The sequence below is a fragment of the Mesorhizobium sp. C264A genome (assembly GCF_040324515.1).
Taxonomy (GTDB): Bacteria; Pseudomonadota; Alphaproteobacteria; order Rhizobiales; family Rhizobiaceae; genus Mesorhizobium.
The window spans coordinates 1,950,294-1,974,781 of sequence record NZ_JAMYVY010000002.1 but is presented as its reverse complement, the minus strand read 5'-3'; the positions used below and the strand labels follow the sequence as shown (position 1 = coordinate 1,974,781).

General features: G+C 62.9%; 21 protein-coding genes, 1 tRNA gene and 1 pseudogene. 10 read left to right on the top strand and 13 right to left on the bottom strand.

Translation table 11 applies throughout. From position 1 onward, the window contains the following. The first annotated feature begins 13 nt into the window (after positions 1 to 13). Both NKL04_RS28725 and NKL04_RS28720 read left to right on the top strand, forming a co-directional pair. Positions 14 to 1,309, top strand: coding sequence for a L,D-transpeptidase family protein (locus NKL04_RS28725; protein WP_023701374.1), 1,296 nt, complete (start codon positions 14 to 16; stop codon positions 1,307 to 1,309). A gap of 59 nt (positions 1,310 to 1,368) precedes the next feature. Beyond that, complete coding sequence (locus NKL04_RS28720) at positions 1,369 to 1,617, top strand: sulfurtransferase TusA family protein (protein ID WP_027050749.1); 249 nt, start codon at positions 1,369 to 1,371, stop codon at positions 1,615 to 1,617. A gap of 12 nt (positions 1,618 to 1,629) precedes the next feature. Here the strand turns inward: NKL04_RS28720 and NKL04_RS28715 are convergent, their stop codons facing one another. Beyond that, positions 1,630 to 2,733 (bottom strand): CobW family GTP-binding protein, encoded by a 1,104-nt coding sequence (locus NKL04_RS28715; RefSeq protein ID WP_023670662.1) that lies wholly within the window; start codon positions 2,731 to 2,733, stop codon positions 1,630 to 1,632. 3 nt (positions 2,734 to 2,736) lie between these two features. Further along, on the bottom strand, positions 2,737 to 3,915 hold the full coding sequence (locus NKL04_RS28710) for a D-alanyl-D-alanine carboxypeptidase family protein (RefSeq protein WP_023694057.1): 1,179 nt from the start codon (positions 3,913 to 3,915) through the stop codon (positions 2,737 to 2,739). A 233-nt stretch (positions 3,916 to 4,148) separates the two neighbouring features. Between NKL04_RS28710 and NKL04_RS28705 the strand changes: the two genes are divergently transcribed. Both NKL04_RS28705 and NKL04_RS28700 read left to right on the top strand, forming a co-directional pair. Then, positions 4,149 to 5,312: a M20 aminoacylase family protein gene (locus NKL04_RS28705; protein ID WP_023699100.1), complete on the top strand. Its 1,164-nt coding sequence runs from the start codon at positions 4,149 to 4,151 to the stop codon at positions 5,310 to 5,312. Between the two features lie 106 nt (positions 5,313 to 5,418). Then, positions 5,419 to 5,495, top strand: a tRNA-Arg gene (locus tag NKL04_RS28700). A gap of 278 nt (positions 5,496 to 5,773) precedes the next feature. Here the strand turns inward: NKL04_RS28700 and NKL04_RS28695 are convergent. The 8 genes from NKL04_RS28695 to NKL04_RS28660 form a co-directional block, all read right to left on the bottom strand. Continuing rightward, entirely contained in the window at positions 5,774 to 6,184 is a 411-nt protein-coding gene (locus NKL04_RS28695) for a TadE/TadG family type IV pilus assembly protein (protein ID WP_023708223.1), read from the bottom strand. After that, positions 6,174 to 6,599, bottom strand: a complete 426-nt coding sequence (locus NKL04_RS28690; RefSeq protein WP_245271421.1) for a TadE/TadG family type IV pilus assembly protein — start codon at positions 6,597 to 6,599, stop codon at positions 6,174 to 6,176. The genes NKL04_RS28695 and NKL04_RS28690 overlap by 11 nt, the downstream gene beginning before the upstream one ends. Positions 6,600 to 6,618: 19 nt before the next feature. Further along, positions 6,619 to 7,824, bottom strand: coding sequence for a pilus assembly protein TadG-related protein (locus tag NKL04_RS28685; protein WP_348529196.1), 1,206 nt, complete (start codon positions 7,822 to 7,824; stop codon positions 6,619 to 6,621). Positions 7,825 to 8,203: 379 nt separating this feature from the next. Next, positions 8,204 to 9,190, bottom strand: coding sequence for a methyltransferase (locus NKL04_RS28680; RefSeq protein WP_023696403.1), 987 nt, complete (start codon positions 9,188 to 9,190; stop codon positions 8,204 to 8,206). Positions 9,191 to 9,427: 237 nt separating this feature from the next. Next, entirely contained in the window at positions 9,428 to 10,819 is a 1,392-nt protein-coding gene (gene chrA, locus NKL04_RS28675; protein WP_023683940.1) for a chromate efflux transporter, read from the bottom strand. Further along, entirely contained in the window at positions 10,816 to 11,634 is an 819-nt protein-coding gene (locus NKL04_RS28670) for a chromate resistance protein ChrB domain-containing protein (RefSeq protein ID WP_023683941.1), read from the bottom strand. The genes chrA and NKL04_RS28670 overlap by 4 nt, the downstream gene beginning before the upstream one ends. A gap of 140 nt (positions 11,635 to 11,774) precedes the next feature. Next, positions 11,775 to 12,563, bottom strand: a complete 789-nt coding sequence (locus tag NKL04_RS28665) for a 3-hydroxybutyrate dehydrogenase (protein ID WP_023683942.1) — start codon at positions 12,561 to 12,563, stop codon at positions 11,775 to 11,777. A gap of 332 nt (positions 12,564 to 12,895) precedes the next feature. Then, on the bottom strand, positions 12,896 to 13,432 hold the full coding sequence (locus NKL04_RS28660; RefSeq protein WP_023683943.1) for a TetR/AcrR family transcriptional regulator: 537 nt from the start codon (positions 13,430 to 13,432) through the stop codon (positions 12,896 to 12,898). 149 nt (positions 13,433 to 13,581) lie between these two features. On the opposite strand from NKL04_RS28660, the gene NKL04_RS28655 reads away from it, so the two are divergent. Both NKL04_RS28655 and NKL04_RS28650 read left to right on the top strand, forming a co-directional pair. Next, positions 13,582 to 14,886 (top strand): efflux RND transporter periplasmic adaptor subunit, encoded by a 1,305-nt coding sequence (locus NKL04_RS28655; protein ID WP_023683944.1) that lies wholly within the window; start codon positions 13,582 to 13,584, stop codon positions 14,884 to 14,886. Beyond that, positions 14,883 to 17,966, top strand: a complete 3,084-nt coding sequence (locus NKL04_RS28650; protein ID WP_023696405.1) for an efflux RND transporter permease subunit — start codon at positions 14,883 to 14,885, stop codon at positions 17,964 to 17,966. The genes NKL04_RS28655 and NKL04_RS28650 overlap by 4 nt, the downstream gene beginning before the upstream one ends. Before the next feature lie 164 nt (positions 17,967 to 18,130). On the opposite strand, the gene NKL04_RS28645 is transcribed toward NKL04_RS28650, so the two are convergent. Then, positions 18,131 to 18,592 (bottom strand): L,D-transpeptidase, encoded by a 462-nt coding sequence (locus NKL04_RS28645; protein WP_023701371.1) that lies wholly within the window; start codon positions 18,590 to 18,592, stop codon positions 18,131 to 18,133. Positions 18,593 to 18,925: 333 nt separating this feature from the next. Between NKL04_RS28645 and NKL04_RS28640 the strand changes: the two genes are divergently transcribed. Next, positions 18,926 to 19,258 carry a hypothetical protein gene (locus tag NKL04_RS28640; RefSeq protein ID WP_023670061.1) on the top strand — a complete coding sequence of 111 codons (333 nt, stop codon included), beginning with the start codon at positions 18,926 to 18,928 and terminating at the stop codon, positions 19,256 to 19,258. Positions 19,259 to 19,290: 32 nt separating this feature from the next. Beyond that, entirely contained in the window at positions 19,291 to 19,461 is a 171-nt protein-coding gene (locus NKL04_RS28635; protein WP_023670062.1) for a hypothetical protein, read from the top strand. A 71-nt stretch (positions 19,462 to 19,532) separates the two neighbouring features. Here NKL04_RS28635 and NKL04_RS28630 read toward each other — a convergent pair whose 3' ends face one another. Beyond that, positions 19,533 to 20,237, bottom strand: coding sequence for a response regulator transcription factor (locus tag NKL04_RS28630; protein WP_023701370.1), 705 nt, complete (start codon positions 20,235 to 20,237; stop codon positions 19,533 to 19,535). A gap of 46 nt (positions 20,238 to 20,283) precedes the next feature. Between NKL04_RS28630 and NKL04_RS28625 the strand changes: the two are divergent. Both NKL04_RS28625 and NKL04_RS28620 read left to right on the top strand, forming a co-directional pair. Further along, positions 20,284 to 21,059, top strand: a pseudogene (locus NKL04_RS28625) (response regulator). A 279-nt stretch (positions 21,060 to 21,338) separates the two neighbouring features. Then, a complete protein-coding gene (locus tag NKL04_RS28620) occupies positions 21,339 to 23,372 on the top strand; it encodes a PAS domain S-box protein (protein WP_084568555.1) in 2,034 nt (677 codons plus the stop codon). A gap of 234 nt (positions 23,373 to 23,606) precedes the next feature. On the opposite strand, the gene NKL04_RS28615 is transcribed toward NKL04_RS28620, so the two are convergent. Continuing rightward, positions 23,607 to 23,987 (bottom strand): hypothetical protein, encoded by a 381-nt coding sequence (locus tag NKL04_RS28615; protein WP_023701367.1) that lies wholly within the window; start codon positions 23,985 to 23,987, stop codon positions 23,607 to 23,609. Positions 23,988 to 24,488: the final 501 nt, after the last annotated feature.

Here is a 24,488-nt window from a genome sequence, read left to right as displayed (position 1 = left end):
CATAGCCGTATCCATGTTTACCAAGCTTGCCCGCACTGGACTTCTGATCGCCGCGCTTGGCGTTGCCGGCTGCAACGATTCCTCGATGAAGAATTTTGCGCCGGAAGCCAGCAAGCCGCTGCCGGACAAGATCCTGGCCGACATGAAGGCCAAGGGCATGATCCGCACCTCGTCGGTGATGGCTCGCATCTTCAAGGAAGAAGGCAAGCTCGAAATCTGGAAGGCCAAGACCACCGGCCGCTACGAGATGGTCGCCAGCTACGACATCTGCAAATGGTCGGGCAAGCTCGGCCCGAAATACACCGAGGGCGACCGCCAGGCGCCGGAAGGTTTCTATACGGTCCGCCCGTCGCAGATGAATCCGCGCTCGAACTATCACCTGTCCTTCAACATCGGCTATCCCAACGCCTATGACCGTGCCAATGGCCGCACCGGCGCCAATCTGATGGTGCACGGCGCCTGCTCGTCGTCGGGCTGTTATTCGATGACCGATCCGCAGATCGAGCAGATCTACGCTTTTGGTCGCGATGCCTTCCAGGGCGGCCAGACCGAGTTCCAGATCCAGGCCTTCCCATTCCGCATGACCGCCGCCAACATGGCGCGTTACCGCAACGACCCGAACTATGAGTTCTGGAAGATGCTGAAGGTCGGTTACGACAATTTCGAGATCACCAAGGTGCCGCCGAAAGTCGATGTCTGCGACAAGCGCTATGTCTTCAACCAGGTGGCGCCCGAGGGCACGACATTCGATCCGACCGGCGCCTGCCCGGCGACCACGCAGCCGGATTCGCTGAAGAGCGCACTCAACGCCTATCAAAGCAGCTATGACGCGGCCTTCACCGGCGCGGTCAAGGCCAGTGTTCCGGCGCCCAAGCCGACCATTGCCGGCATCAAGGAAGCCAGCATCGTTTCCGACTGGTCGAAGCGCCGCGCCCGGGGCGAGCGCGTGCCGATCGAACCGCCGTCGCTGAATTCCGACGGCACGTTGACCGAGACGGCGCGCATGGGCCGCATCGATTCGCCGGCCGGCCGCAAAATGGCGGCGCTGGACGCTGAGAAGGAGGCCAAGCGCAAGGCCGAGGAACAGCGGGTTGCTGCCATTGAGGCAGCGAAGGCCGCCAAGGCCCAGGCACTGGCTGAAAAGCAAGCGGCAAAGGCCCAAGCGCTTGCCGAAAAGGAAGCAGCCAAGCAGGCCACCCAGCAGCCGGTCGCCACTGCGAGCGTCGAGGCGGCGCCTGCGGAACCGCCGGCGGACGAAAGCCGGATGTCGAAGATCAAGAACAAGCTGCTAGGCATGTTCGGCGGCTGAGGTTTTCGCCTTGCCGATGCATGCCTCCCAAAAGTGCGCAGCGGTTTTGGGACAATGACATGCATGAAGACAAACAAACAAATCACACCGCGATCTATGACCTCAAGGGCCTGAACTGCCCCCTGCCCGTTCTCAAGGCGAAAAAACGCCTGGCGGCAATGCAGCCGGGCAGCCGGCTTTGGCTGGAGACCACCGACCCGCTGGCGGTCATCGACATCCCCGCCTTTTGCGCCGACGCTGGCCACCAGCTTGTTGAAACATCAGCCGTCAGCGGCGGCCACCGCTTCCTGGTCGAACGCGGCGCATAGCGAGCCTGACAATCAGCCCCCGGCTATCGCCAGCGGATTGCTCTCCAGCGCCGCGCGATCCGGCGTGTCGATCGACGGCCGGTTGGTGAAGGCGGAAAACAGCCGGCGCACATAATCTTCCGGCATATCGAGCGTGATCAGCACCAGCCTGGTGCCGCGTTGGCCGTCCGGCCAGGCCAGCAGCCGCGCCGGCGGATGCAGGATCTTCTGCACCCCGTGGACGACAAGCGGCCGCGACGGGTCCTCCGCAAGCTCGATGACGCCCTTCATCCGCAAAAGCTTGTCGCCATGCGCAGAACGCAGCAGGTCGAGGAACATCTCGATCGCCGAAAACGGCACCGGGCCGTCATGGACCAGCGAGTAGGAGCGCACGCGGGAATCGTGGCGGTGGTGGTGCTCATGCTCGCCGTGGTCATGATCATGATGATGGTGGTGCTCATGGGCGGCTTCTTCGCCGAGCCAGCGCCGGACATCGGCGGATTTGGTCGCCGGATTGTAGAGGCCGCAATCGAACAGCGCCGTGACGCCGGTTCGGCCGTCGCCGGCGTCCAGCACCACGGCGCCTGGATTGAGCTGATGGAGTCGCGTTCGCAAAGCATCGACGTCGCCGGGATCGCTGGCCAGATCGACCTTGGTCAGCACGATGCGATCGGCGACCGCCACCTGCTTGACCGCCTCGACATGGCCGTCGAGCGTCGCATTGCCGTTGACCGCGTCGACCAGCGTGATGACGCCATCAAGTCGGAAGGCCTGCACAAGGGCGGGATGCGCCATGATCGACTGCAGCACCGGCGCCGGATCGGCGAGCCCGGTGGTTTCGACGACGACGCGGGCAAGGCGGGCGATACGGCCGGTCTGCAGCCGGTCGACGAGGTCAGCCAGCGTATCGACCAGTTCGCCGCGCACCGTGCAGCACAGACAGCCGTCGGACAACTGGATGATGCCGTCCGAGGCCTGCTCGACCAGCAGATGGTCGATCGCCACCTCACCGAATTCGTTGATGATGACGGCCGTGTCGACCAGTGCCGGATCTTTGAGCAGCCGGTTGAGCAATGTCGTCTTGCCGGCGCCGAGGAAGCCGGTGACCACCGTGACGGGTATCGGAAAGCCAGCCATCGCCTAGTTCGCGGCTTTGACCAGCTGGTCGCCCTGCACCGCGGTTGCTTGGCCCACCACGGCCGGTTCGGCCCCCTTTGGCGCCGGAATGTCTGGCCGCCAGCTCGGCAGCGGCACATCGGCGTATTCCTGGCCGCCCTGGTCGAGCATCGCCTTCGGCGCCGGCCCGGTGGCGCCGCCGAGGCCCACGGCAACCAGCGTCGGCACGTGGTCGAGCTTTTCCTGATAGGGCGATTTCGGCACGTCGGCACCCTTCGCGGCCACCGGCGGAGCCGCCTCGGACTGCTCGTGCGGCGCCTTCTTCCTGCAGATCTCATCATGCATGTCGTTGGGTGACATTGTATCGCCATAGGAAGGCATGGCCGCGACCGTGAGCCAGTTCGGGTCGGGCGTGGCAAAGCCCTGGTCGAGCAGCCTGGCGGCGGTCTCGGCACGGCTGATCGCCGATTTTTCGCCGAGCACGACCGCGACCAGCGTGCGGCCATTGCGTGTCGCCGAGCCGATCATGTTGAAGCCCGAGGGACAGACGAACCCGGTTTTCATGCCGTCGGCGCCGGGATAGCGCCCGATCAAGAGATTGTAGTTGGAGATCGCCTTCTTGCCGACGGCAAGGCCTTCGATCGAGAACCAGGGGGCGTATTGCGGGAATTCCTTGCGGATCGCCATCACCAGCAGGGCAAGATCGCGCGCCGTCGTGTACTGCTCCGGCGAAAACAGGCCGTTCGGATTGACGAAATGCGTTCCGGTCATGCCAAGCCGCGCCGCCTCCGCATTCATGCGAACGGCGAATCCGGCCTGCGAGCCGCCTATGTTTTCGCCGATGGCCATGGCGATATCGTTGGCCGATTTGACCAGCATCATCTTCAACGCATTGTCGAGCCGCATCACCGAGCCCGGCTTGAAGCCCATCTTGCTCGGCGGTTCGCCCGCCGAATGCTTGGTCACCTTGATCGGTGAATCGAGCTGGACCTCGCCGGCGGCAATCGCCCGGAAGGTGACATAGGCGGTCATCAGCTTGCTCAGCGAAGCGGGATACCAGCGCTTGAAGGCGTCCTGGTGCTGCAGAACCTTGCCGCTGTTGAGGTCGAACAGGATCACCGGATTGGCCAAAGCTGGCCCAGCCAGCATAGGTAGCGCCAAGCCGCCCGTTAGCAGTAATTTGAGGATATGGCTGTGCCGCATCATGGAATCCGAAATCGCCTCTTGCCGTAGTCGCCCCTGGCTCCGTAAGATTTCGTTACGCGATGGCCAGCATGACCTGATCCGGCCCTCAATTTCCGGATCACATTGTCTGGGGTGCTATTTACCCTATGTGACGCCAAGATGGCAAAGTGCCAAGATGGCAACAAGCATGGCAATCACAATTGCAATCAAGCAGGCCAGATCGTCTGCTCCAACAGCGAGATGGAACCATTATGCCGATTCTCAACCGCGCCGCCGAGATGCAGGATGAAGTTGCCGGCTGGCGACGCCATCTGCACCAGACGCCAGAACTGAATTTCGATGTCTTCAAGACCGCCGCCTTCGTCACCGAGAAGCTGAAGGAATTCGGCTGCGACGACGTGGTGACGGGCCTCGGCAAGACCGGCGTCGTCGGCATCATCCATGGCCGCAAGGGGCAAGGCGCGACCATCGGCTTGCGCGCCGACATGGACGCGCTGCCGATCAACGAGATCACCGGCAAGCCCTATGCCTCGACCATTCCTGGCAAAATGCATGCCTGCGGCCATGACGGCCATACGGCGATGCTTTTGGGCGCCGCCAAATATCTGACCGAAACGCGCAATTTCGCCGGCTCGGTCGCGGTCATCTTCCAGCCGGCGGAAGAGGGCGGCGGCGGCGGCAACGAGATGGTCAAGGACGGCATGATGGAGCGTTTCGATATTTCGCGCGTCTTTGGCATGCACAACATGCCGGGCCTGCCGGTGGGCCAGTTCGCCATCCGGCCGGGCCCGATCATGGCGGCGACCGCCGAGTTCACCATCACCGTGAAGGGCCGCGGCGGCCATGCGGCGATGCCGCACGGCACGATCGACCCGATCGTCATCACCAGCCAGTTGGTCGGCGCCCTTCAGACGGTCGCTTCGCGCAGCACCGATCCGGTCGAGGCGGTGGTGGTTTCGGTGACGAAGTTCCACGCCGGCGACGCCTACAACGTCATTCCCGAGACCGCCGAGATTGCCGGCACGGTGCGCACACTGAAGAAAGAGATCGCCAAGAAGTCGGAAGAGCGCATCCGCACCATCTGCGAAGGAATAGCCACCGCCTTCGGCGCGACGATCACTGTCGACTATGACGCCAACTATCCCGTGACCTTCAATCATCCGGAAGAAACGGTCTTTGCCGGCGATGTCGCGGCACATGTCGCCGGCGACACCCAGGTCCACCGCGCCATCCAGCCGGTGATGGGCGGCGAAGACTTCTCCTACATGCTGGAAGCCCGACCTGGCGCCTTCATCTTCATCGGCAATGGCGAGACCGCCGGCCTCCATCATCCGGCCTACGACTTCAACGACGAAGTCATACCGCACGGCATGAGCTACTGGGTGAAACTGGCCGAAACGGCGCTGGCAGCCTGACCTGCCCCGACGAAAGGCCGGCCGATTAGCCTTCGGCCGGCCTCTTCATTGCCTTCGGCGAGCCTCTTGGCGAAACGATCGGAAGCGGCTATGTGTCGGGCCGCGTGGTCCCGTAGCTCAGTAGGATAGAGCGGCAGATTCCTAATCTGTAGGTCACAGGTTCGATTCCTGTCGGGATCACCAGCAAGATCAAAGGCTTGGTGACTGAGATAGCCTGTCGGCATGTTGCAGCACTGATGGACTGGTTTTCGGTGATTTTCACGGACGCGACCAAGCAAGCAGCCTGACTTTAGTTCCATAGAAAAAGTCCATCCCTGAGGTCTCAGGAGCGAGCTTTAAGCATCTACAGCCGCGAAGAGAATCGACCTCTTGCAAGTACAATTTCAGATCGAGCGATGGTTCCCAGTCGATCCGTTACGGTCTGAGTTCGGCGCCGCCAACTCAACGAAGCCGGCCGTATCCTAGCTGGCAACCAGGGGCACCGTGACGGTCGTGGCGTAATTTATCGGATACTGGTCGAAATACGGGAAAGCGATGACGAAGGCATAGCTGGCGGTCAGATGCGCCATCTTGAAACCGCCGCTGGCAGGGTCGGTCGCGATCGTCACAATGACGTTCTTCAGACCCAGGTTCACCAATTTCTGCGTGGCGATGGCCTGGATGTCGCTCTGCGAAAGCGTGTTGTTCAGCTGCAGCGCCCGGGAAGAGGTTTCCAGTGTATAGCGGACGGTCGACACGGCATTCATGGCCCAGCCGAAGGCGAAGATTCCGAACAAAAGCATCACCAGGAAAGGCGCGATCAAGGCGAATTCCAGCCCGGCTGCGCCGGAGCAGTCACGGCGCCACCTGGATCCGATCCTTTCAGCGGACACGGATCACCTGCTGATGACTGATCGCGCGCGGGTCCGGGAAGACACCGAAGTTAAACGGGGGCACCCAGGTGCCCGTCGCCGTTATCTGGACGAAGACGGTCGGCAGCTTCGTTCCGCCGCAAATGGTGGTCGCATCCACGACCGTGGCGCCGCACAAATAGGAGCGGACCAGTACGACCGCGGCGTCGTCGGGCTTGTCGTTCCAGCTCGAAAGCGCGACCGCCTGCGTTCCGGTGTCATTGGACGCGCCGGCCATTACGAGATTGGCCGCGGTTTTGACGCCCGCGCGCATCTGCAGGTAACTCGTTACGTAGGACCAGCCGTCGGCGATGCCGAGGCAGACGAGGCACAGGATGGGCAGCAACATGGAAAACTCGACGGCAGCTATCCCGGATTTGTCCAGGACAATGCGCAAGGTCCGCCCACCCATCCCGCTACTCGACGAGCTGAACGGATTGCGTCGCCGGAATGTTCTTCATCCCGAGGCTGGTGCAGTCCTGCTTGATGGTCGTACTGCCGGACCACTGGATGGTGTCGGCGACGACCTGAGTGCAGCCGCCGTTCCCCGAGAAGTTGCCAAGGTAGTTGACCTGCTGCCTGGGGAAATAGATGGCGCCGGTCAAAAGCGAGTCCGCTGTGCCGTTGAAGGTGCTCTGTGCCGCAGTCCCGGTCCTGTCGCCGTAGAACAGCACGCCGGAATAGGCTCCGGAGGTAGGCGCGCTCAGCGTCACCTTGGCGTTGCCGTTCATGCTGACGGTGTTGCTGCCTGCCATGAAGATGGTTACCCCGCTGCCGGCGACGACCGCGTTGGCGTTGACCTTCATACCGCCCTGCACGACGTAGACGCCGGGCTGCAGGGTGACGTTGCCGCTGAGGCTCATGCCGCTACAGTAGGTGCCAGGCTGGAGTGTTTGCGACGTCTTGTTGCCATTGACATTCTTGCAAGGGTTGCCGGCTGTCGGCGTCGCCAAGCCGGAGAAAGGATCGGCTGCCGGCAAGGCTCGGGTGATGTTGGACTTGCAGACTGTGGTCGCTGGATTGTTCAGCACCATGCCGCCGACCGTGATCAGGCAGTCGGCCTTGAGCACCGCCGAGCCCTGCGTCTTTATGGCGTCCGAGGCAATCGAGTCCGACATGACCGAACAGCCGGTGAGGTTGACGGTGGTGTTGCCGGAAAAGAGCGCAGCCTGGGAGGCCGACGGACTGAGCGCCAGCACGCAAGCTTTGGAGGCGTCATTGATCAGCGCCACCGCCCTTGCCTGTTCGGCAACGGGCGCCTGGTTGAAAATCGCCGTGAAGTAGCGGTCGAGGTTCTGCTTGACGATGACCTCCACTGCCTTCTTCGCGGTGTTCGGGCCGGACAATGGCGGCGTGTTGACCTGGATCGTGCCCGGCGTGGCAAAATTGTTCGAGGTCGCGGACTGCGTGGCGGCGGCGATGATGGTCGGGTTATCGGAACCCGCGACTTTCTCGAGCGCGCCGGCATAGGCCGCGGCATCGGCAACGGCCTGCAGCTTGAGGCTGCTGTAATACCAGAAGGATGTCTCCACACCGAGGCCGGCGCCGCCAACCACGACCGGCAAGGTGAAGGCAACGATGACGGCAACGTTACCGTTCGTGGCGCGCCTTAGGCGGCTCAAAGCAAACCAAATCCGGGTGAACGCGTTGGATGCCATATGTATTAGAAACCACGAATAGATAAACGAATGTCTAAAAACTCCATTCCGATTCGACGTAGTCGAACGGGCTAGCTAGGCGCAAGTTGCAGCGACCGCGCAACATCCTGTCGGAGGTTCCGCCCCAATCGACGAATGCGAAATATGCCGCTATCCCGAACTTTGTTGTCGACCAAGTGACATTTAAATGCCCCCTCTGCGAAGAAGCTATCGAGAAGACAGGGGACACCGCGCTGCCGGTAAGGGGAAAGATCGGCTCACGCCGCCTCAGGAACTTTGTGCAATCCGTCCGGGGCTGGCTCTGAGGGCCACACACGCCCGAAACCAACTACTCCAGCCACAATCAGTCCGTGAGGCGCCCACGAAACAACGTGGTGCCGTCGGTCAGCTGCGACCTGGAGATATCCCGGAACCCAGCTTCGGCCATCCACCCGCGATACTGACCTTCCGTGTACGATTCGCCTGCGCGGTAAAGGTTCAGGAAGGTGAGATTGAGAAAGACACCCTCAGGCGGGCCGAGACGGTCGTCATCGACGACACCCCACCCCGCAATTGCGATCTCGCCTCCTTGGGTGAGGCAACGCGCCGCGTTCAGGATCGAACTGCGCGCCTGGTCCGGCGGCAGGACCTGGACGACAGCCTTCAGGATTGCCAAGTCATGCCGGCCGGTCGATGGCGCGACCGTTATGTCGCCTTCTTCGACAACCACATCGCCGGCACCGTATTCCGACAGGATCGCTGGTGCGACCGCCGCGACCGTCGGGAGTTCCATCAAAGTCGCCGCAATATGCGGCCATCGCTCGCGAAGACCGACCAGAATGGTCCCGGCGCCGCCGCCGATGTCGATCACCGAACTGACCGCCGAGAAGTCCAGTTCACGGGCGAGATTTCGGCCGAAAATCACCCCTCCCGGTGCGAGCATGCGGCTGAAGGCCGCTGCGGATTCTGGCCCCGCTTCGGAAAAGTCGTGCAGCGCGGCCGGCCGATTCTGCCGCAGCGACTCTGCGGTCAAAAGGTCGGCTCCCCAGAGTTCGCGCAGCAGCACATGATCGCCGCCGCGATAGGTCGGCTTGGACGCGTCGAGGAACTCCGACGCTTCGGCTCCGTTGCGAAACTGACCATCCTCGACGTCGAGGAGACCGATGCTGGCGAGCGCGTAGAGGAACCGCGACAGACGAGCGGGCTCGACTTTGAGCGCTGCCCCAAGGCTGTCGGCAGTCGCAGCATCGCCGCCGAGCCAGGTGAAGATGCCAAGGTCCAGCCCGGCACGAAGCGCCAAGGCGGGGGGCACCCCTGCGATCAGCTTGTCGATCCGATCGGAATCCACCATGTCATATCCCGTTGTGCGATCCAGGATCGACTTTGAACAGCTCGGCCAACCTCGTCAAATCAGTTCGCCAGCGCGCCGCTCTCCGCGTCGAGCAGGTTCAGCTTGGCGGTATCGGGTTCGACGTAAAGCGTATCTCCGGGGCCAGCGCTGATCCTACCAGCGCCCGCGACCGTTGTGCGCCGGCCCGGCATACCTCAAAAATCCGGCTGTGATAATGGCTGGTCGCGCCTTCGGACGCTACGCAGGCAAGGCCAGCAGCGCCAGTCCGGCCAGCGCCGAGCCGGCCAATGTCGGCAGCATGCCGATCCTCAGTTTCAGCATGGCGACCATGGCGGCCGCCGCCAGCAGCGCGGCGCGCCAATCCAGCGACGACAGCACCGGTAGCTCCATCCCAAGACCAAAACGGTGCACCGCGCCGAAGACGACATGCAGTGCGAACCACAGCGCAAGGTTCATCACCACGCCGACCACAGCCGCCGTGATCGCACTCAGCGCCGCCGACAGCGCCTTGTTGCCGCGCAGCGCCTCGATGTAGGGGGCACCCAGAAAGATCCAGAAGAAGCACGGCACGAACGTCACCCAGAGCGTCAGCAATGCGCCGAGCGATCCGGCCACAAGCGGTCCCATCGCACCGGCGTGACGATAGGCGGCGACGAAGCCGACGAACTGCAGCACCAGGATCAATGGTCCCGGCGTCGTCTCGGCCAGACCAAGCCCATCGACCATTTCACCCGGCGCCAGCCAGCCGAACGAGGTCACCGCTGCCTGCGCGACATAGGAGAGCGCAGCGTAGGCGCCGCCGAATGTGACCACCGCCATCAGGCTGAAGAAGCCGCCAAGCTGTGCCCAAACACTGGCAGGGCCGGTCAGCGCCAGGATCAGTACGACCGGCCCGAGCCAGATCGGCAGCCAGATCGCGATGGTGCGCGGCGCGTGCCATTTCGTCGGCTTGGTGTGAGCGAGGTCGCCGCGTTCGAACATGACGTCGACGGCGCCCCTGACATCGGGCAAATTGTCCTTGCCGCGTGCGGCTCCGGAAAAACGCGCCGGTGCCAAGCGGTTGCCGATCCAGCCGGTCAGCCCTGCAACCAGGATGATCAGCGGAAACGGCAGCCTGATGACATAGATGGCAAGGAACGCGGCCACCGCGATCGCCATCATCACCCGGTTCTTGAGCGCCCGTTTGCCGATGCGGAGGACCGCCTCGACGACGACGGCCAGCACCGCCGCCTTGATGCCGAAAAACAGCGCCTCGATGACGGGCGCATCATTGTAAAGCACGTAGAAGATGCTGAGGCCCAGCATGACAAACGCACCGGGCAGCACGAACAGGATGCCGGCAACGAGGCCGCCGGCGGTCCGGTGCAGCAGCCAGCCGATATAGATGGCGAGCTGCTGTGCCTCGGGGCCTGGCAGAAGCATGCAGTAGTTGAGCGCATGCAGGAACCGCTGCTCGCCGATCCAGCGGCGATCCTCGACCAATTCCTTGTGCATCAGCGCGATCTGTCCGGCCGGCCCGCCGAAGGAGAGCAGGCCGATCCTTGCCCACAGTTTCGCGGCTTGGCGGAAGGTCGGGACGATCGGAGCCTCGGTAGCCTGTGCATCGTCGTCCGCGGCGAGGGCGCTCATGGCGCTTTGCCCGCGCTGGGCCAATTGTGGGTTTCGTCAGTGGCATCGCGGCACCATCTGAAGAACGCATCGTAGAGCAGCATGCCGGCATCAAGCTGTTCGAGATCGTCGCGGAACATGCGCGACAGCCCGAGCGATGCAGCGAGGAACCCGGCCGCCTGCGGTACGAGATCGAGGCGCGCCGTATCGGCTGCACGCACGATCAGCGCAAGGCGATCGAGCGCTTCGGACCGCAACCCGAACTCTTCGATCATCGTGTCGAAGGTGCAGCGCTCGCCGCGATGGCTCCAGAACACGTCGTCGATGTCGAAGGCAACCGCCCCAAACCGATCGGCGGCCGCCAGCACTTCAGACGGCTCGACAAACAGGAACACCGCCGAGGGATCGACGAAGCGGCGGATCAGCCAAGGACAGGCGATGCGGTCGACCTTGGGGCGGGCACGCGTCACCCAGACCGTGCGGCCCTTGTCGTCGCGGGGCGGTATCTTGTCGGCCTTGACCAGAAGTCCCTTGGCCGCCTGCCACGCCTCGAAGCCGCCTTCAAGGGATTCGGCAGCAATGCCCTCATGGCGCAGCCACGCGGCAACGCCTTGCGAGAGCTTCAGCCCCTTCTGGCAGATGACGACAGCATGAGCCCCCGTGAACTCGGCCGCCCAGCTCGAAACAGACTTGAAGTCGCGCCGGCACGAGGCCGGAAGCAGCCGCGGATCGACGTCGTAGTCTTCGTCGATGCGGACATCGACAAGAACAGGCGCGTCGGACAGACCGACAAGGCGGGAAAGCTGCGCTACGGTGATTGCGGTTGTTGACGGCATGGCGTCCACCTCCAGAGTGAGAGTTTGGACGCGATCATTGGGCTGACGCCTCACGGGGTCGTCGCGAAGGAACCCCTTGCCACAATGCTGGATTGATCTTTCGTCTTTGTCAAGGAAAGAGCGGCGCCGGGGGAGCGCGCCTACTGCGCCGTCCAGCCGCCATCCATCGGCAAAGTCGTGCCGGTAATCTGCCTGGCCGAGTCCGAGCACAGAAACAGCGTCAGCGCGGCGAGCTCCTCGACGGTGACGAATTGCTTCGTCGGCTGTGCCGCCAGGAGCACGTCGCGCTTGACCTGTTCCTCGGTCATGCCGCGCGCCTTCATCGTGTCGGGGATCTGCTTTTCGACCAGTGACGTCCAGACATAGCCGGGCGCGATGGCGTTGACGGTGATGCCGTCCTGCGCGACTTCCAGCGCTACCGTCTTGGTCAGACCCGCTATGCCGTGCTTGGCCGAGACGTAAGCCGACTTGAACGGCGAGGCGACCAGTGCATGCGCCGACGCGGTGTTGATGATGCGGCCCCATTTGCGCGCCTTCATGCCGGGCACCACGGCCTTGATCGCGTAAAAGGCGGCAAGCAGATTGATGCGGATGATGGCTTCCCACTTGTCGTCGGGAAACTCCTCGATTGGCGCGACATGCTGTATCCCGGCATTGTTGACCAGAATGTCGAGGCTGCCCAAGGCCTGCTCGGCTTCGCGCACCATGGCGGTCACCGCTGCGCCGTCCATCATGTTGGCGCCGGAGTAGCGGCACTGGACGCCAAAATCCTTCTCGATGCCGGCGCGCTCCTGTTCGATCGCCGCGGCTTCGCCAAGGCCGTTGATCGTGACGTTGGCGCCCTCGGCGGCAAGGGCGCGGGCAATGGCCAGGCCAATGCCGCTGGTCGATCCGGTGACGAGCGCATTCTTCGAAGAAAGGGAACCCATGGAGATCTCGCGACTGTTATGAGGACTACAAAGGCACATAGTTTGTGCGCCGCAACATGACAATGCCATAACCATATGTCGGCGCCATCACAGCCCTAAAACGCGCTTTGCCGGCCTCGCCGAGCGCCGTCTCAAGGCTGACACGGCAGTGTTATGGTGCGGCGCAACATAGTCGGCCGCGCATTCGCGCAGTCATTCCTGAACCATCGATCCAACGAATCAGGGGGCTGTAGCTTGAAATCGCCGATGTCGTGATGCGTGCCTATGCCATGCCGCTCACCAACCGTCCTTTCCGCCCGGCCCGTATCGCTTCTTCGATCCGACGCCCTGAGCTATCCTGCAATCTCCAGCAGGGCCGATACCAGCAAGTGGCGTTCGTCGGCGGACAGCACGTCGGAATCGAAGAGGTTCATGCTGCGCAGCCCTTCGATGGCCAGAAAGCAGACCAGCAGCGTCTTGAGGTCCGGCGTCTCGCTCTTCAGCCGCTGCAGCAGCTGCGACTTGAAGGCTTTTATCGGCGTCAGGAAATCCGGATCCTCGGCGATCGCCGAGAATATCCACGAAGCCGTCGGCTTCGGCTCCTCGCAATCATCCGCCGAGAGCCGGATATAGGTGGCGAGCAGGCTCTCGCCGCTGGCGCCGGCGACACGGCCCGATTCCAGCGCCAGCTCGAACGCGCGCAGGTAATTCTCCACCAGGCCCTGCATCAGTTTGGCCTTGGTCGGAAAGTTATATAACAGGCCGCCTTTCGACACGCCGGCGCGGCTGGCGACGGCGTCAAGCGACAGGCTGCCGGGACCGGCCTCGCGTGCGACATCGGCGGCGGCGGCGAGTATCTTGTCGCGCGAATTTGCCCTTTGGGTCTTCATCGATCCCTTCCCCCGCACCAGCCTAGGCGGAATTGACAAGACCGTCCAGACGGTACAGTAAGTCCGCCGTCATTTGTAATCGGGACCTGGCGTCGATAAGTGTCCCGCTATTCGGCTATTTTGCCGGACATCGGCCGAGGGGACAGTTCGTGAAGCGCTTCATCTCTATCACCGCAATTCTGCTTCTGCTCGCTCTGGTGTGCGTCGGCGTTGTCGGCTTCAACCTGTTCCGCGACAACGCTATCAAACAGTATTTCGCCACCATGAAGCCGCCGGCGACGACCGTATCGACGGTTGTCGTCAAGCCTTCCGACTGGACGCCGGGGGTCGAGGCGATCGGCACGGTACGCGCCGTGCGCGGTGTCGACCTTACCGTCGAGACCAGCGGCATCGTCAAGGACATCCTTTTCCATGCCAACCAGAAGGTGCCGGTCGATTCGGTCCTGCTGCAGCTCGACGATGCCGTCGAACGCGCGGATCTGGTCGCGGCCAAGGCGCAGTCCGTGTCCGACAAGACGGCGCTCGAACGCGCGCTGGAGCTGCAGCGGCGCGGCGTCGGAACGGATGCCACGCTCGACACCGCTCAAGCCGCTGCATCGGCCTCCGCCGCGCAGGTCAACAAGCTGCAGGCCGTGCTCGATCAGAAGCAGCTGACGGCGCCGTTCGCCGGCACCGTGGGCATCCCCAAGATCGACCTCGGCCAATATCTCTCGCCCGGCAACGCAGTGGTGACCTTGCAGGATCTGGACACCATGCGGGTCGATTTCTCGGTACCCGAACAGCAGCTGCCGCTGCTCAAGATAGGCCAGGCGGTGCGGCTCGGCCTCGGCGGCACCGGCGGCGGCGCCGACATGCCGTTTGCCGGCTCCATTCGCGGCATCGATCCCAAGATCGACGCTTCAAGCCGCCTGGTGTCCGTCCGCGGCGAGGTCGCCAACCCTGACGGCAAGCTGACGCCCGGCCAGTTCGTCCAGGTTCGCGTCGAGCTGCCGCAGGAGAAAAACATTCTGTCCTTGCCGCAGACGGCATTGACGTCGAGCCTCTATGGCGACTTCGTCTTCGTCGTCGTTCCGGCGAAGCCGGCGGAAGGCGCCCCAGCCGCGAAACCCGAGGAAAAGCCTGCTGCAGGGGCCGACGCGGCAAAGCCGGCGGCAGATGCAAAGCCGGCAGACGCGAAACCGGCTGCCGAAGACGCCGCGGCGAAGCCCGCGGACAAGCCGGCTGTCGACCCGGCGAAGCCCGCGGCAGAACCGGAAAAACCGGCGCTCGTGCTGTCGCAGGTGTTCGTGAAGCCCGGCCGCCGCAACGACGGCATGGTCGAGATCGTCGAGGGCATCAAGGCTGGAGACGAGGTCGTCACCGCCGGCCAAAACCGTCTCTTCAACGGCATGTCCGTCGCTGTCGACAACACCATTGACCCCAGCAAGTCGGCGAACCAGCAGGCTCAGCAATGAACTTTTCCGACATCTTCATTCGCCGGCCGGTCCTCTCCACCGTCCTCGCCTGTATGATCCTGCTCCTGGGTTTCCAGGGCATCTTCAACCTGTCGATCCGGCAGTATCCCAAGGTTGACGAGACGGCGATCACCATCACCACCGCCTATCCCGGCGCCAGCGCCGACCTGATCCAGGGCTTCATCTCCGCCCCGATCGCGCGGGCCGTCGCCTCGACCGAGAACATCGACTACGTCACCTCGTCCAGCCGGCCGTCTTCGAGCACTGTGGTCGTCCAGATGAAGCTCGGCTCCAATCCGGATGTCGCGCTGACCGAGGTCCTGTCGAAAGTGCAGGGCGTACGCGGCACCTTGCCGGATGCATCTAAGGACCCGGTCATCGTCAAGGGCACCGGCCAAGAGTTCGCGATGATGTACATCTCGATGCAGAATCCGAACATGAGCAAGGAGCAACTCACCGAATATATCGAGCGCGTCGTGCGGCCCCGCATGTCGACGGTCGAAGGTGTCGCCGACGTGCAGATCTTCGGCGCCGAGGAATATTCGATGCGGGTCTGGATCGACCCGGTCAAGCTTGCTGCGCGTGGCGTCACCGCCGCCGAAGTGCTGGCGGCGATCAACAACTCCAACTTCCTGTCGGCGCCCGGCAACACCGAGAACGAATATGTCGTCTCCTCGATCACGGTTCGCTCGACGCTGCAGACGCCTGAGGCCTTTGCCGAGCTTCCGCTGCGCTCGACGGACGGCCAGGTGGTGCGCTTGCGCGACGTGGCGCGAGTCGAGCTTGCCGCCGAGAGCACCGACACGAGGGTGAGCTTCAATGGCAAGCCCGGCACCTTCCTCGCCATCTTCCCGACGCCGGCCGCCAACCCGCTGACAACGGCGGAGGCGATCCACAAGATCGTGCCTTTGATTCAAGAGACGCTGCCGAAAGGCATGACCATCGAAATCGTCTACGATTCCACCGAACAGATCAGCGCCTCGATCGATGAAGTGTTCAAGACCATCGCCGAAGCCGTCGCCATCGTCGTTGTGGTCATCCTGTTGTTCCTCGGCTCATTCCGCTCGGTGATGATGCCGATCGTGACCATCCCGCTGTCGCTGGTCGGCGTCTGCTTCCTTTTGTTTGCGGTCGGCTATTCGATCAACCTTCTGTCGCTGCTGGCCATGGTGCTGGCCATCGGCCTTGTCGTCGACGACGCTATCGTGGTGGTGGAGAACATCCATCGCCACATGGAGGAGGACCACATGTCGCCGATGCAGGCGGCCTTCAACGGCATGCGCGAGATTTTCTCCGCCATCGTGGCCATGACCATCACGCTCGCCGCCGTGTTCGCGCCGCTGGCCTTCACCGGCGGCCTGACCGGTGCGCTGTTCCGCGAGTTCGCGGTGACGCTCGCCGGTTCGGTGGTGCTGTCCGGCCTCATAGCCGTCACCATCACGCCGATGATGGCGGCGCGTCTGCTCAAGGCGGGATCGCACAGTCGCTTCCAGCGCGTCGTCGACGGAACCTTCAGCCGTGTCGAGCATGTCTATGAGCGGGCGGTAACCGCCTCCTTGAGAAATCGACCGGTGACGCTGCTGATGGTCGTGGCGCTGGTTGCGCTCACCGGCTTCATGTTCACCAAGACCTCGAGCGAACTGGCGCCGGAAGAGGACCAGGGCTTCCTGTTGTCGATCGTGACGGCACCGCGCTACGCGACCTCGGACTACACCGAGACCTACGTCAACCAGATCCTCGGCTTGGTGAAGGACATTCCCGAAACCAGGGCGCAATTCTCCGCCGTTGCCTTTGGCGGCGCCACCAACGGCGCCTTTGTCGGCTTCGCCTTCAAGGATTGGGCCGAGCGCCAGCGCAACTCAAAGGAGCTTCAAGCCGATATCCAGGGACGCCTCGGCAAGGTGGCCGGCGTCGAGGCCTTCGTCTTCGCGCCGCCGACGCTGCCGGGCTCCGGCGGCGGCCTGCCGATCTCCATGGTGGTGCGCTCGACCGGTGGTTCCGCCGAGGTCTACGAGGCGGCCGAGCAGATTAAGAACAAGGCGCAGGCCTCCGGCCGCTTCATCGTCGTGCAAAACTCGATGTCCTTTGACGCTCCGCAGGTGACGGTGACCATCGACCGCGACCGCGCGGCGGCTCTCAACCTGCCGATCGCCGACATCGGCCAGACGCTGACGCTGCTGGTCGGCGGCGCCGAAGTGGCTCAGTTCGACCGCGATTCCAACAGCTACGACATCATCCCGCAGGTGCCGAAGGAATTCCGCGACAATCCCGAGAAGCTCGGCGAATATTTCGTGCGTAGCGTGACCGGCGAAATGGTGCCGCTTTCAGCGGTAGTGAAGATTTCGACCAACGCCGCGCCGGCCGCGATCGAGCAGTTCAACCAGCTGAACTCGGCGACGATATCAGCGCTGCCGCTTCCCGGCGTCACCACGGGCGACGGGCTGCAGACCCTGGAGAACCTTGCCAAGGAGAGCCTGCCCGATACCTTCTTCATCGATTATTCCGGCCAGTCCCGGCAGGAGAAGGAGCAAGGCAACACGATCCTTATCGCGTTCGCAGCCGCCGTAATCGTCATCTATCTGGTGCTGGCGGCGCAGTTCGAAAGCTTCCGCGACCCGCTGATCATCATGATGGCGGTGCCACTGTCGATCTTTGGCGCCATCGTGCCGCTCAATCTGGGGCTTGGAACGCTCAATATCTACACGCAGGTCGGCCTGATCACACTGATAGGTCTGATCACCAAGCACGGCATTCTTCTGGTCGAGTTCGCCAACCAGCAGCGCGAGTTGCATGGCATGAGGCGGCGCGATGCGATCGTCGCCTCGGCCAAGGTGCGCTTGCGGCCGATCCTGATGACGACAGCGGCGATGGCGCTCGGCGTCGTGCCGCTGATCGTGTCCAGTGGTGCTGGTGCGGCGGCGCGCTATTCGATGGGCCTCGTAATCTTCACCGGCATCCTGGTCGGAACCATGTTCACCCTGTTCGTGGTGCCGATGTTCTACACCTTCATCGCCAGCAAGGACCTGCCGCACCACGCCGAAAAGCCAGACCCGAAGCTGATGCCGGTGCACGCGGACTGAGCGCGAACGGCGTCAGCGAACAAACGAAAAGAGGCCGGAAATTTCCGGCCTCTTTTTTGACTGGATTGATTTACCGCGAAGCCCCGATGGAGCTCCAAGGCGGGAACTTGCGGTGCGGCATGACCTGTCCGGCTGCGCTGCACCATCGCTCCAAACGCAGTCTGCTACTTGACGATGACGATGCTGGTGTTGGTCGGGCCGAAGGTTTCGACCAACTGGTAGAAGTCGGCGGCATTGTCGGGATGCAGCCGCACGCAGCCATGCGACGCCGGCCGTCCCAGCCGCTTGATGGCGTTGGTCGCATGCACGGCGTAGCCGCCGCTGAAGAAGACCGAGTGCGGCATCGGCGCGTTGTCGTATTTCTTCGAATGCCACATCTCGTACATGCGGGTCGGCTTGAACGAGCCGGTCGGCGTGACATGCGCACTGTCGCCGGTCGAGACCTTCCAGGCGAAAGTCGGCCGGCCATCGACCAGCACTTCCATGGTCTGCTGCGACAGCGAAACTCGCGCGACGATCTGGTTTGCCGCGGCATGGGCGGTGCTGTTGGCAGCGCCAAGCAGAAGCGCGGCGCCGGCAGCGGCGGCGGCGACGTTGATGAGTTTGGCGGAAATGGCTTTGTACATGATGGCTCCCCTTTGCCGGCCGGGCCGGCGTCAATTCGATGGCCGCTTATCCCTGCGTCATGTTTCAGGCTGATTTCGATCGACGCTCGTTTGTGTTTCGAATCTGTTTCCTCGGGTTAACAAGCAAGGTGGACAACAAGGAGCGTGCTCCCGTCTTCGCTGCGCACTCCCGATCACGCACCGCCCCCCAAACGAAAGTGCTGATGTCCTTATATGAAAGAAGATTGGCATCGCTCGAAACCGACTTGCAACAAAGCGCGGCCTGGGCGGCATGATCTGGTTACAGGCTCGCGGCAAAGTCATCCCAACGAGAACAGCCGGCGCCAACGAAAAATGAGCATCAAATCGACAACCCTGTCCTGGCTCTTCAGGATAAGCATCGCCGCATTTGTCGTCGGCGGCATCGGCACAGTAGCCGGCACCCCGATGACGAAACTGGCGGTGATGAATTCGGGTGAGATTTCGACGCTGCATGCCGCGCTGTTCATAGCCTTGGTCTGGATTGTCTCCAGTCTGCGCATCAACCGTCTCAGGGCCCTCTGGCGGGTCGGCCTCGGGTTGAAGTGGATGCGCGGCCCCTCCGGCAACTTGCTGCCGAGAGGACCGAAGGCCCGCGTCGCAACGGGGGGCTCCGTGGGCGACGCGGGCACTTCGGGTTTATCCTGAAGCACCCGCGGTTCTGATTTTGGGGACAACCGATGAAGACGAAATCTGCAGCCTCCGTGCTTTCGGTACTGCTCTATGCACAAGGCCTGCTCGGCTTTGCCGGTCTCGCCACGGTTCTTCTGAAGGACCGCGCGCATGCCGCCAGCGAAATCGTAGTCGCCAGCGAATTGCCGTCGGGACCATCGCTTCTGGTGGTGCGCTGACGCCTATGCATGGCGCCCAAGATTGCGCAGCTTTTTTGGGCGAGCCGAGGAACAATCCAGCCTCCCAACCCTCAGTCGGCGCGCTGCGTCGGCGGGTCGAACCGGTAGCCTGCGCCGCGTATAGTTGTGATGGTTTCGGTGTCGAGCTTGCGGCGCAGCCGCACGATGCGCGAATCGATCGAGCGGTCGAAGGCATCGGCATTTTCGGCGGGCGCCGCCGCAATGATGTCGTCGCGCGTCAGCACCTTGCGCGGGCTGGCCAGAAACAGCCTGAGCAGCGCCACCTGGCCCGGCGACAGCTGTTCTTCCGTACCCGAACGGTGCATGACGATGGCCGACCGCAAATCGACGGTGGCATTTTCCAGCACGATCAGTTCCTGGGCGGACCTGCCGCGCCGCGTCAGCAGGCCGCCGATGCGCGCGGCAAGCTCCCTGACATTGAGCGGACTTTCGACGACATCTGCGGCGCCAAGCTCGAGCGCCAGCACCTTGTCGACCAGATCGGCCGGCCGGCAGATCAGGATGAAATCCGGCGCCGCCTTCCCGTCCGCGCTCTGGCCGCCGCCATAACGCCTGAGCAGGTCCCGCCCCTCCGCCTGGCTGAGGCTGTCGCCGACGATGACGATATCGATGCCTCCGGCCGAAAGCAGGGATTCAGCTTCCCAGGGCTGCCGCGCCTCGCGCACGTCATGGCCGCGCCGGTCGAGATGATCGGCAAGATCGCCGGCCACCACATCGGCGACGGAAACCAGCGCGATGACGGATCGTGCAGCCATGTTTTTCTTCCCGTTCCCCCGCAACCGGATATGAGTGCTGGACATCATGTTTATACCCAATCTACTTTCCGCTGAAAGCGGGAGCGAGGCCATAGTGCGGGCACGGATTGTCATCGTCGAGGACGAGCCCGATCTCCGGGACGCGGTCGCCGAGTATCTCGGCGCCAACGGCTACGATGTGACCCAGGCCGGAAGCGCGGCCGAGGCGCGCGCCTTGCTGGAGACGGAACCGTTTCATTTGGCCATTCTCGACATCGCCATGCCGGGCGAGGACGGACTGTCGCTCGGCCGCTGGCTGCGCTCGAAAATACCGGTCGGCATCATCTATGCCACGGCTGCCGGCACCGCACTCGACCGCATTGTCGGGCTGGAGCTTGGCGCCGACGACTACATCGTCAAGCCCTACGAGTTGCGTGAGGTGCTGGCTCGTGTGCGCAGCGTGCTGCGCCGCGTTCCGCAGCCGAGCCCGCCCAGGCGGCGAAGACACAAGCCGATGGCGGCCGCCGCCTGACCTTCGGCCCGTTCCAGGCCGACCTCGACGGCAGGCTTGTCACCGGCGCCAACGGCGCCGTCATCGACATGGCCAAGAGCGAGTTCGATGTGCTGGAGGTTTTCCTGACCCGCGCCAACCGGCTGTTGACGCGATCGGCGATCTCCGAGGCGATTGGTTTTGTCGAGGATCCTGAATCGTCGCGCGCCGTCGACATTCGCATCATGCGGCTGCGCAAGAAGATCGAAACCGATCCGGCCAATCCGAAATTTTTGCGCACGGTGCGCGGCGAAGGCTATATCTTCTCGCTGCCGACCGGTGACGGGCACTAGAGCAATTACAGGAAAAGTGTACGCGGTTTCCGCCCGGAATTGTGTGAAAACAAAGAGATAGAGGCTTCTCCGTTTCCGTGAAACGGTGAAGCGCTTTAGCAATTCCAGGAACAGTGCGTAGCGATTTTCCGTTCGGGATTGCATTGAAACATGGAGCGTTTCACCTTTTTCGTGAAATGCTCCATAGCTGCCTAATTCGACGGCCCTTTACTGATGGCTGACATGACCGCTGAACCAGCACCACGTATGGACCCGCAAGGCGCTCGCCAGAGCGCCGCGATGACGGCTGTGCGAGTCGTCCGCCGGTTGCGCGATGCCGGCGACTGGCAGCGCGAGATGGAAACCATCCTCGAAACGCTCTGCAGCGCCATGAATTGCCAGCGCGGCATCCTGTTCAGGCTGCGCGAATTGCCCGGCCAGGGCTTCGCCCAATCGGTCGCCGCCTACTGGATCGATCCTCGCTTCGGCGGCGAACTGGCTTCGCCGACGGTGATCATGCAGTCGATCGTCGATACCGATCCGCTGCTGGAGCGGATTGGAGAGGACGAGCGGCAAGGCAAAATCTTCGCCGGCCATACGCGCGATCTCGACGGGTTCCTCAGGGCCGATTTCGAAAAGCAGCACATCAAGTCGTTCCTGTCGGTATCGGTGTTCGCGCACGGTCATCTGTGGGGCACGTTCGCGGTCAATGACTGCCTAAACGAGCGCGAATGGACCGAAGAGGAAGAGGCGACGATGCACATCATCGCGCTCGCCATCGGCGACGCCATCGAGCACTCGCCGTCCGACGCCCATGCCAGCGAAGTCATCCGCCGCACCATGCTGCAGGCGTCGCTCGACGCGATCATCGTCATCGACGAGACCGGCTCGATCATCGAATTCAATCCGGCCGCCGAAAAGATGTTCGGCTATCAGCGCAGCGACATCCTCGGCAAGGACCTGCTCGATACCGTGGTGCCGGAATATTACCGCAAGGGCTATGTCTCGGGCGCCGAATACATGTCTGGCCGCGGCGCGCCGATGGTTGGCCAGCGGCTTGAGACCGTGACACAGAATGCGGCCGGCGAGGTGTTTCCCATCGAATTGACGGCGACCGAGATGCGGGTGGCCGACCGTCAGCTCATCTTCGGTTCGATCCGCGATCTGCGCGATAAGCTGCGCGCCGAAGAAGAGATCAACCGCCAGCGCGAAAAACTGCACCAGAACGAGAAGATGGCGGCGATGGGTTCGCTGCTGGCCGGTGTTTCGCACGAGCTCAACAATCCGCTCGCCGTGGTCGTTGCTCAGTCGACGCTGCTGCATGAATTCGCCACCGACCCGCAGACCAAGGTTCGCGCCGAGAAAGTGCGCGCCGCTGCCGAGCGCTGCGGCCGCATCGTCAAAAGCTTCCTGTCGATGGTGCGCCTGCATCCGGCGGCGCAGGCCGAGACCGATCTCAACCAGGTGATCCGCGCGGCACTCGAAGTGACCGCCTATGGCGCACGCTCGAGCGGCATCATCATCGACACCGATTTCGCGCCCGGCCCGCTGCTGGCGATGGCCGATGCCGACCACGTCACGCAGGTGGCCGCCAATTTCCTAATCAACAGCCAACACGCTCTGGCCGGTATCGGCGGCGACCGCCTGATCAAGGTGCGGACATTCCGCAGCGATCGCGGCAACCCCGGGTTTTCGGTCGAGGACAACGGACCGGGCATTCCCGAGGCGATCCGCAGCCGCATCTTCGAATCCTATTTCACCACCAAGCCGGTCGGCGTCGGCACCGGCATCGGCCTGTCGATCTCGAAATCGATCGTCGAGCGCCACAACGGCAATATCTGGTTCGAGGAGGTGCTGCCGCGCGGCGCGCGCTTCGTCGTCCAGCTGCCGGTAATCACCGGCGGCGCGGCAGCAGCCGGCGACAGCCCGGCTCGTTCCAGCGGCTTGCGCTATGCGCTGATCATCGACGACGAACCCGACGTCGCCGGCTCCCTCTCCGACATCCTGGAACTGATGGGTATCAAGTCGCGGGTTGTGCCGGCCTGGACGTCGGCGGCGGCGACCTTGACCGGCCACATGCCGCCAGACATCGTCTTTTCCGACTTGCGCATGCCCGGCACCAGCGGCATTGCCATCTACCGCGAATTGCTCGCCGACAACCTGGCGCTGGCCAAACGCTTCGTGCTGGTCACCGGCGACCTGATCGGCGCCAAGGCCGAGATCGAAGCCTTGCCGGCGCCGCAGCGCCCGCAAATCCTGGAAAAGCCGTTCTCGACGCTGGACGTCCGCGGCGTACTCTCGGCAATAGCCGACCAGGTCGCCTCCGCCGGCTAAGTTTTCGAAGCACCCACGTAGGGTCTATCGAGATTCGGGTCAGGCCGAGTCGAGAATGGTGGTTCCCGAGAACCGGAGCGGAGCGTACTTGAAGTACGCGAGCACCGGAAGCGCAGGGAACCTCCATGCGCAGGCCGGCCTCACCCGAATCTCGATAGACCCTAAAAAAGAGGCTCCCGACCGAGGGAAGCGGCGGGAGCCAAGAACGAGCGCGGGAGGAAGCGCTCGGGAGGTTCAGAAAACGTTGGGTGTCGTGGTCAGCGGCGCTGCGTTGGCGATCATGCGGACGGCACGCGCCTTGTGCACGCCGGACTGGGCGGCGATGACGCGCAGGCACTCCGCGCTCTCGGCGCCCCAGGCCTGGCCCTGGCAGGCAAAATCGATTTCCGGCTCCGGCAGCCGGGCGGTCTTGATGGTGGTCAGCGCGCCCTGGACGACATTGGCCGGCGGGTTGAGCGAAGCGAAGGCCGGACCGGAAGCCGGTGTCAGGAACATGACGGCCAGAGCGCAGGCGCCCAGCATGGAGAACATCGCAACCGGATGGTCGCTGGCGCGCTGACGCAGTGCCGGTTTGGCGCGCCGTTCGTTGCTGGTGATCTCGATTTTCGTATGCATTGCTGCCCCCCTTCGTTTTCTTATGAAACGAACCTAAGCGCGCCTGGTAACGGGCGAATGATGCGCTTGGCTTGCCCGCGTAACAGGTTTGAAACAAGAAATTCGGGCATATCCGGACAGATCCGGTCATGTGCCGACGGCAAGATGCATTTGCGAAGCTGTTTCATGCGCGCAATCAAATGTTGACGACAGGCGGGCCGCGAACGCACCAAGCCCGCTTCCTGTCGGCCGCACTATGAACAAGCTCACACTGCGGATCGAATTTGCGGACGCCAGGTATTTTTCGTCTCGGAGCGGGCCGTGTTTGCAAGCTCGGCACGGCCAAATCCGCACGCCGGACAGCTATTTCACGACCCCGGTTAACGCCCGGATATTCCGGGATTTTCTGGCTTTCAGCCGGCCCTGTTGTGCCGACTTGAAAAGTTGAGATTTCTACAAGCCGTTGCATTTCAACGCAAAATATGGTTTTATTGAATGAGTATTCAATAAAAGAAGAGCTTT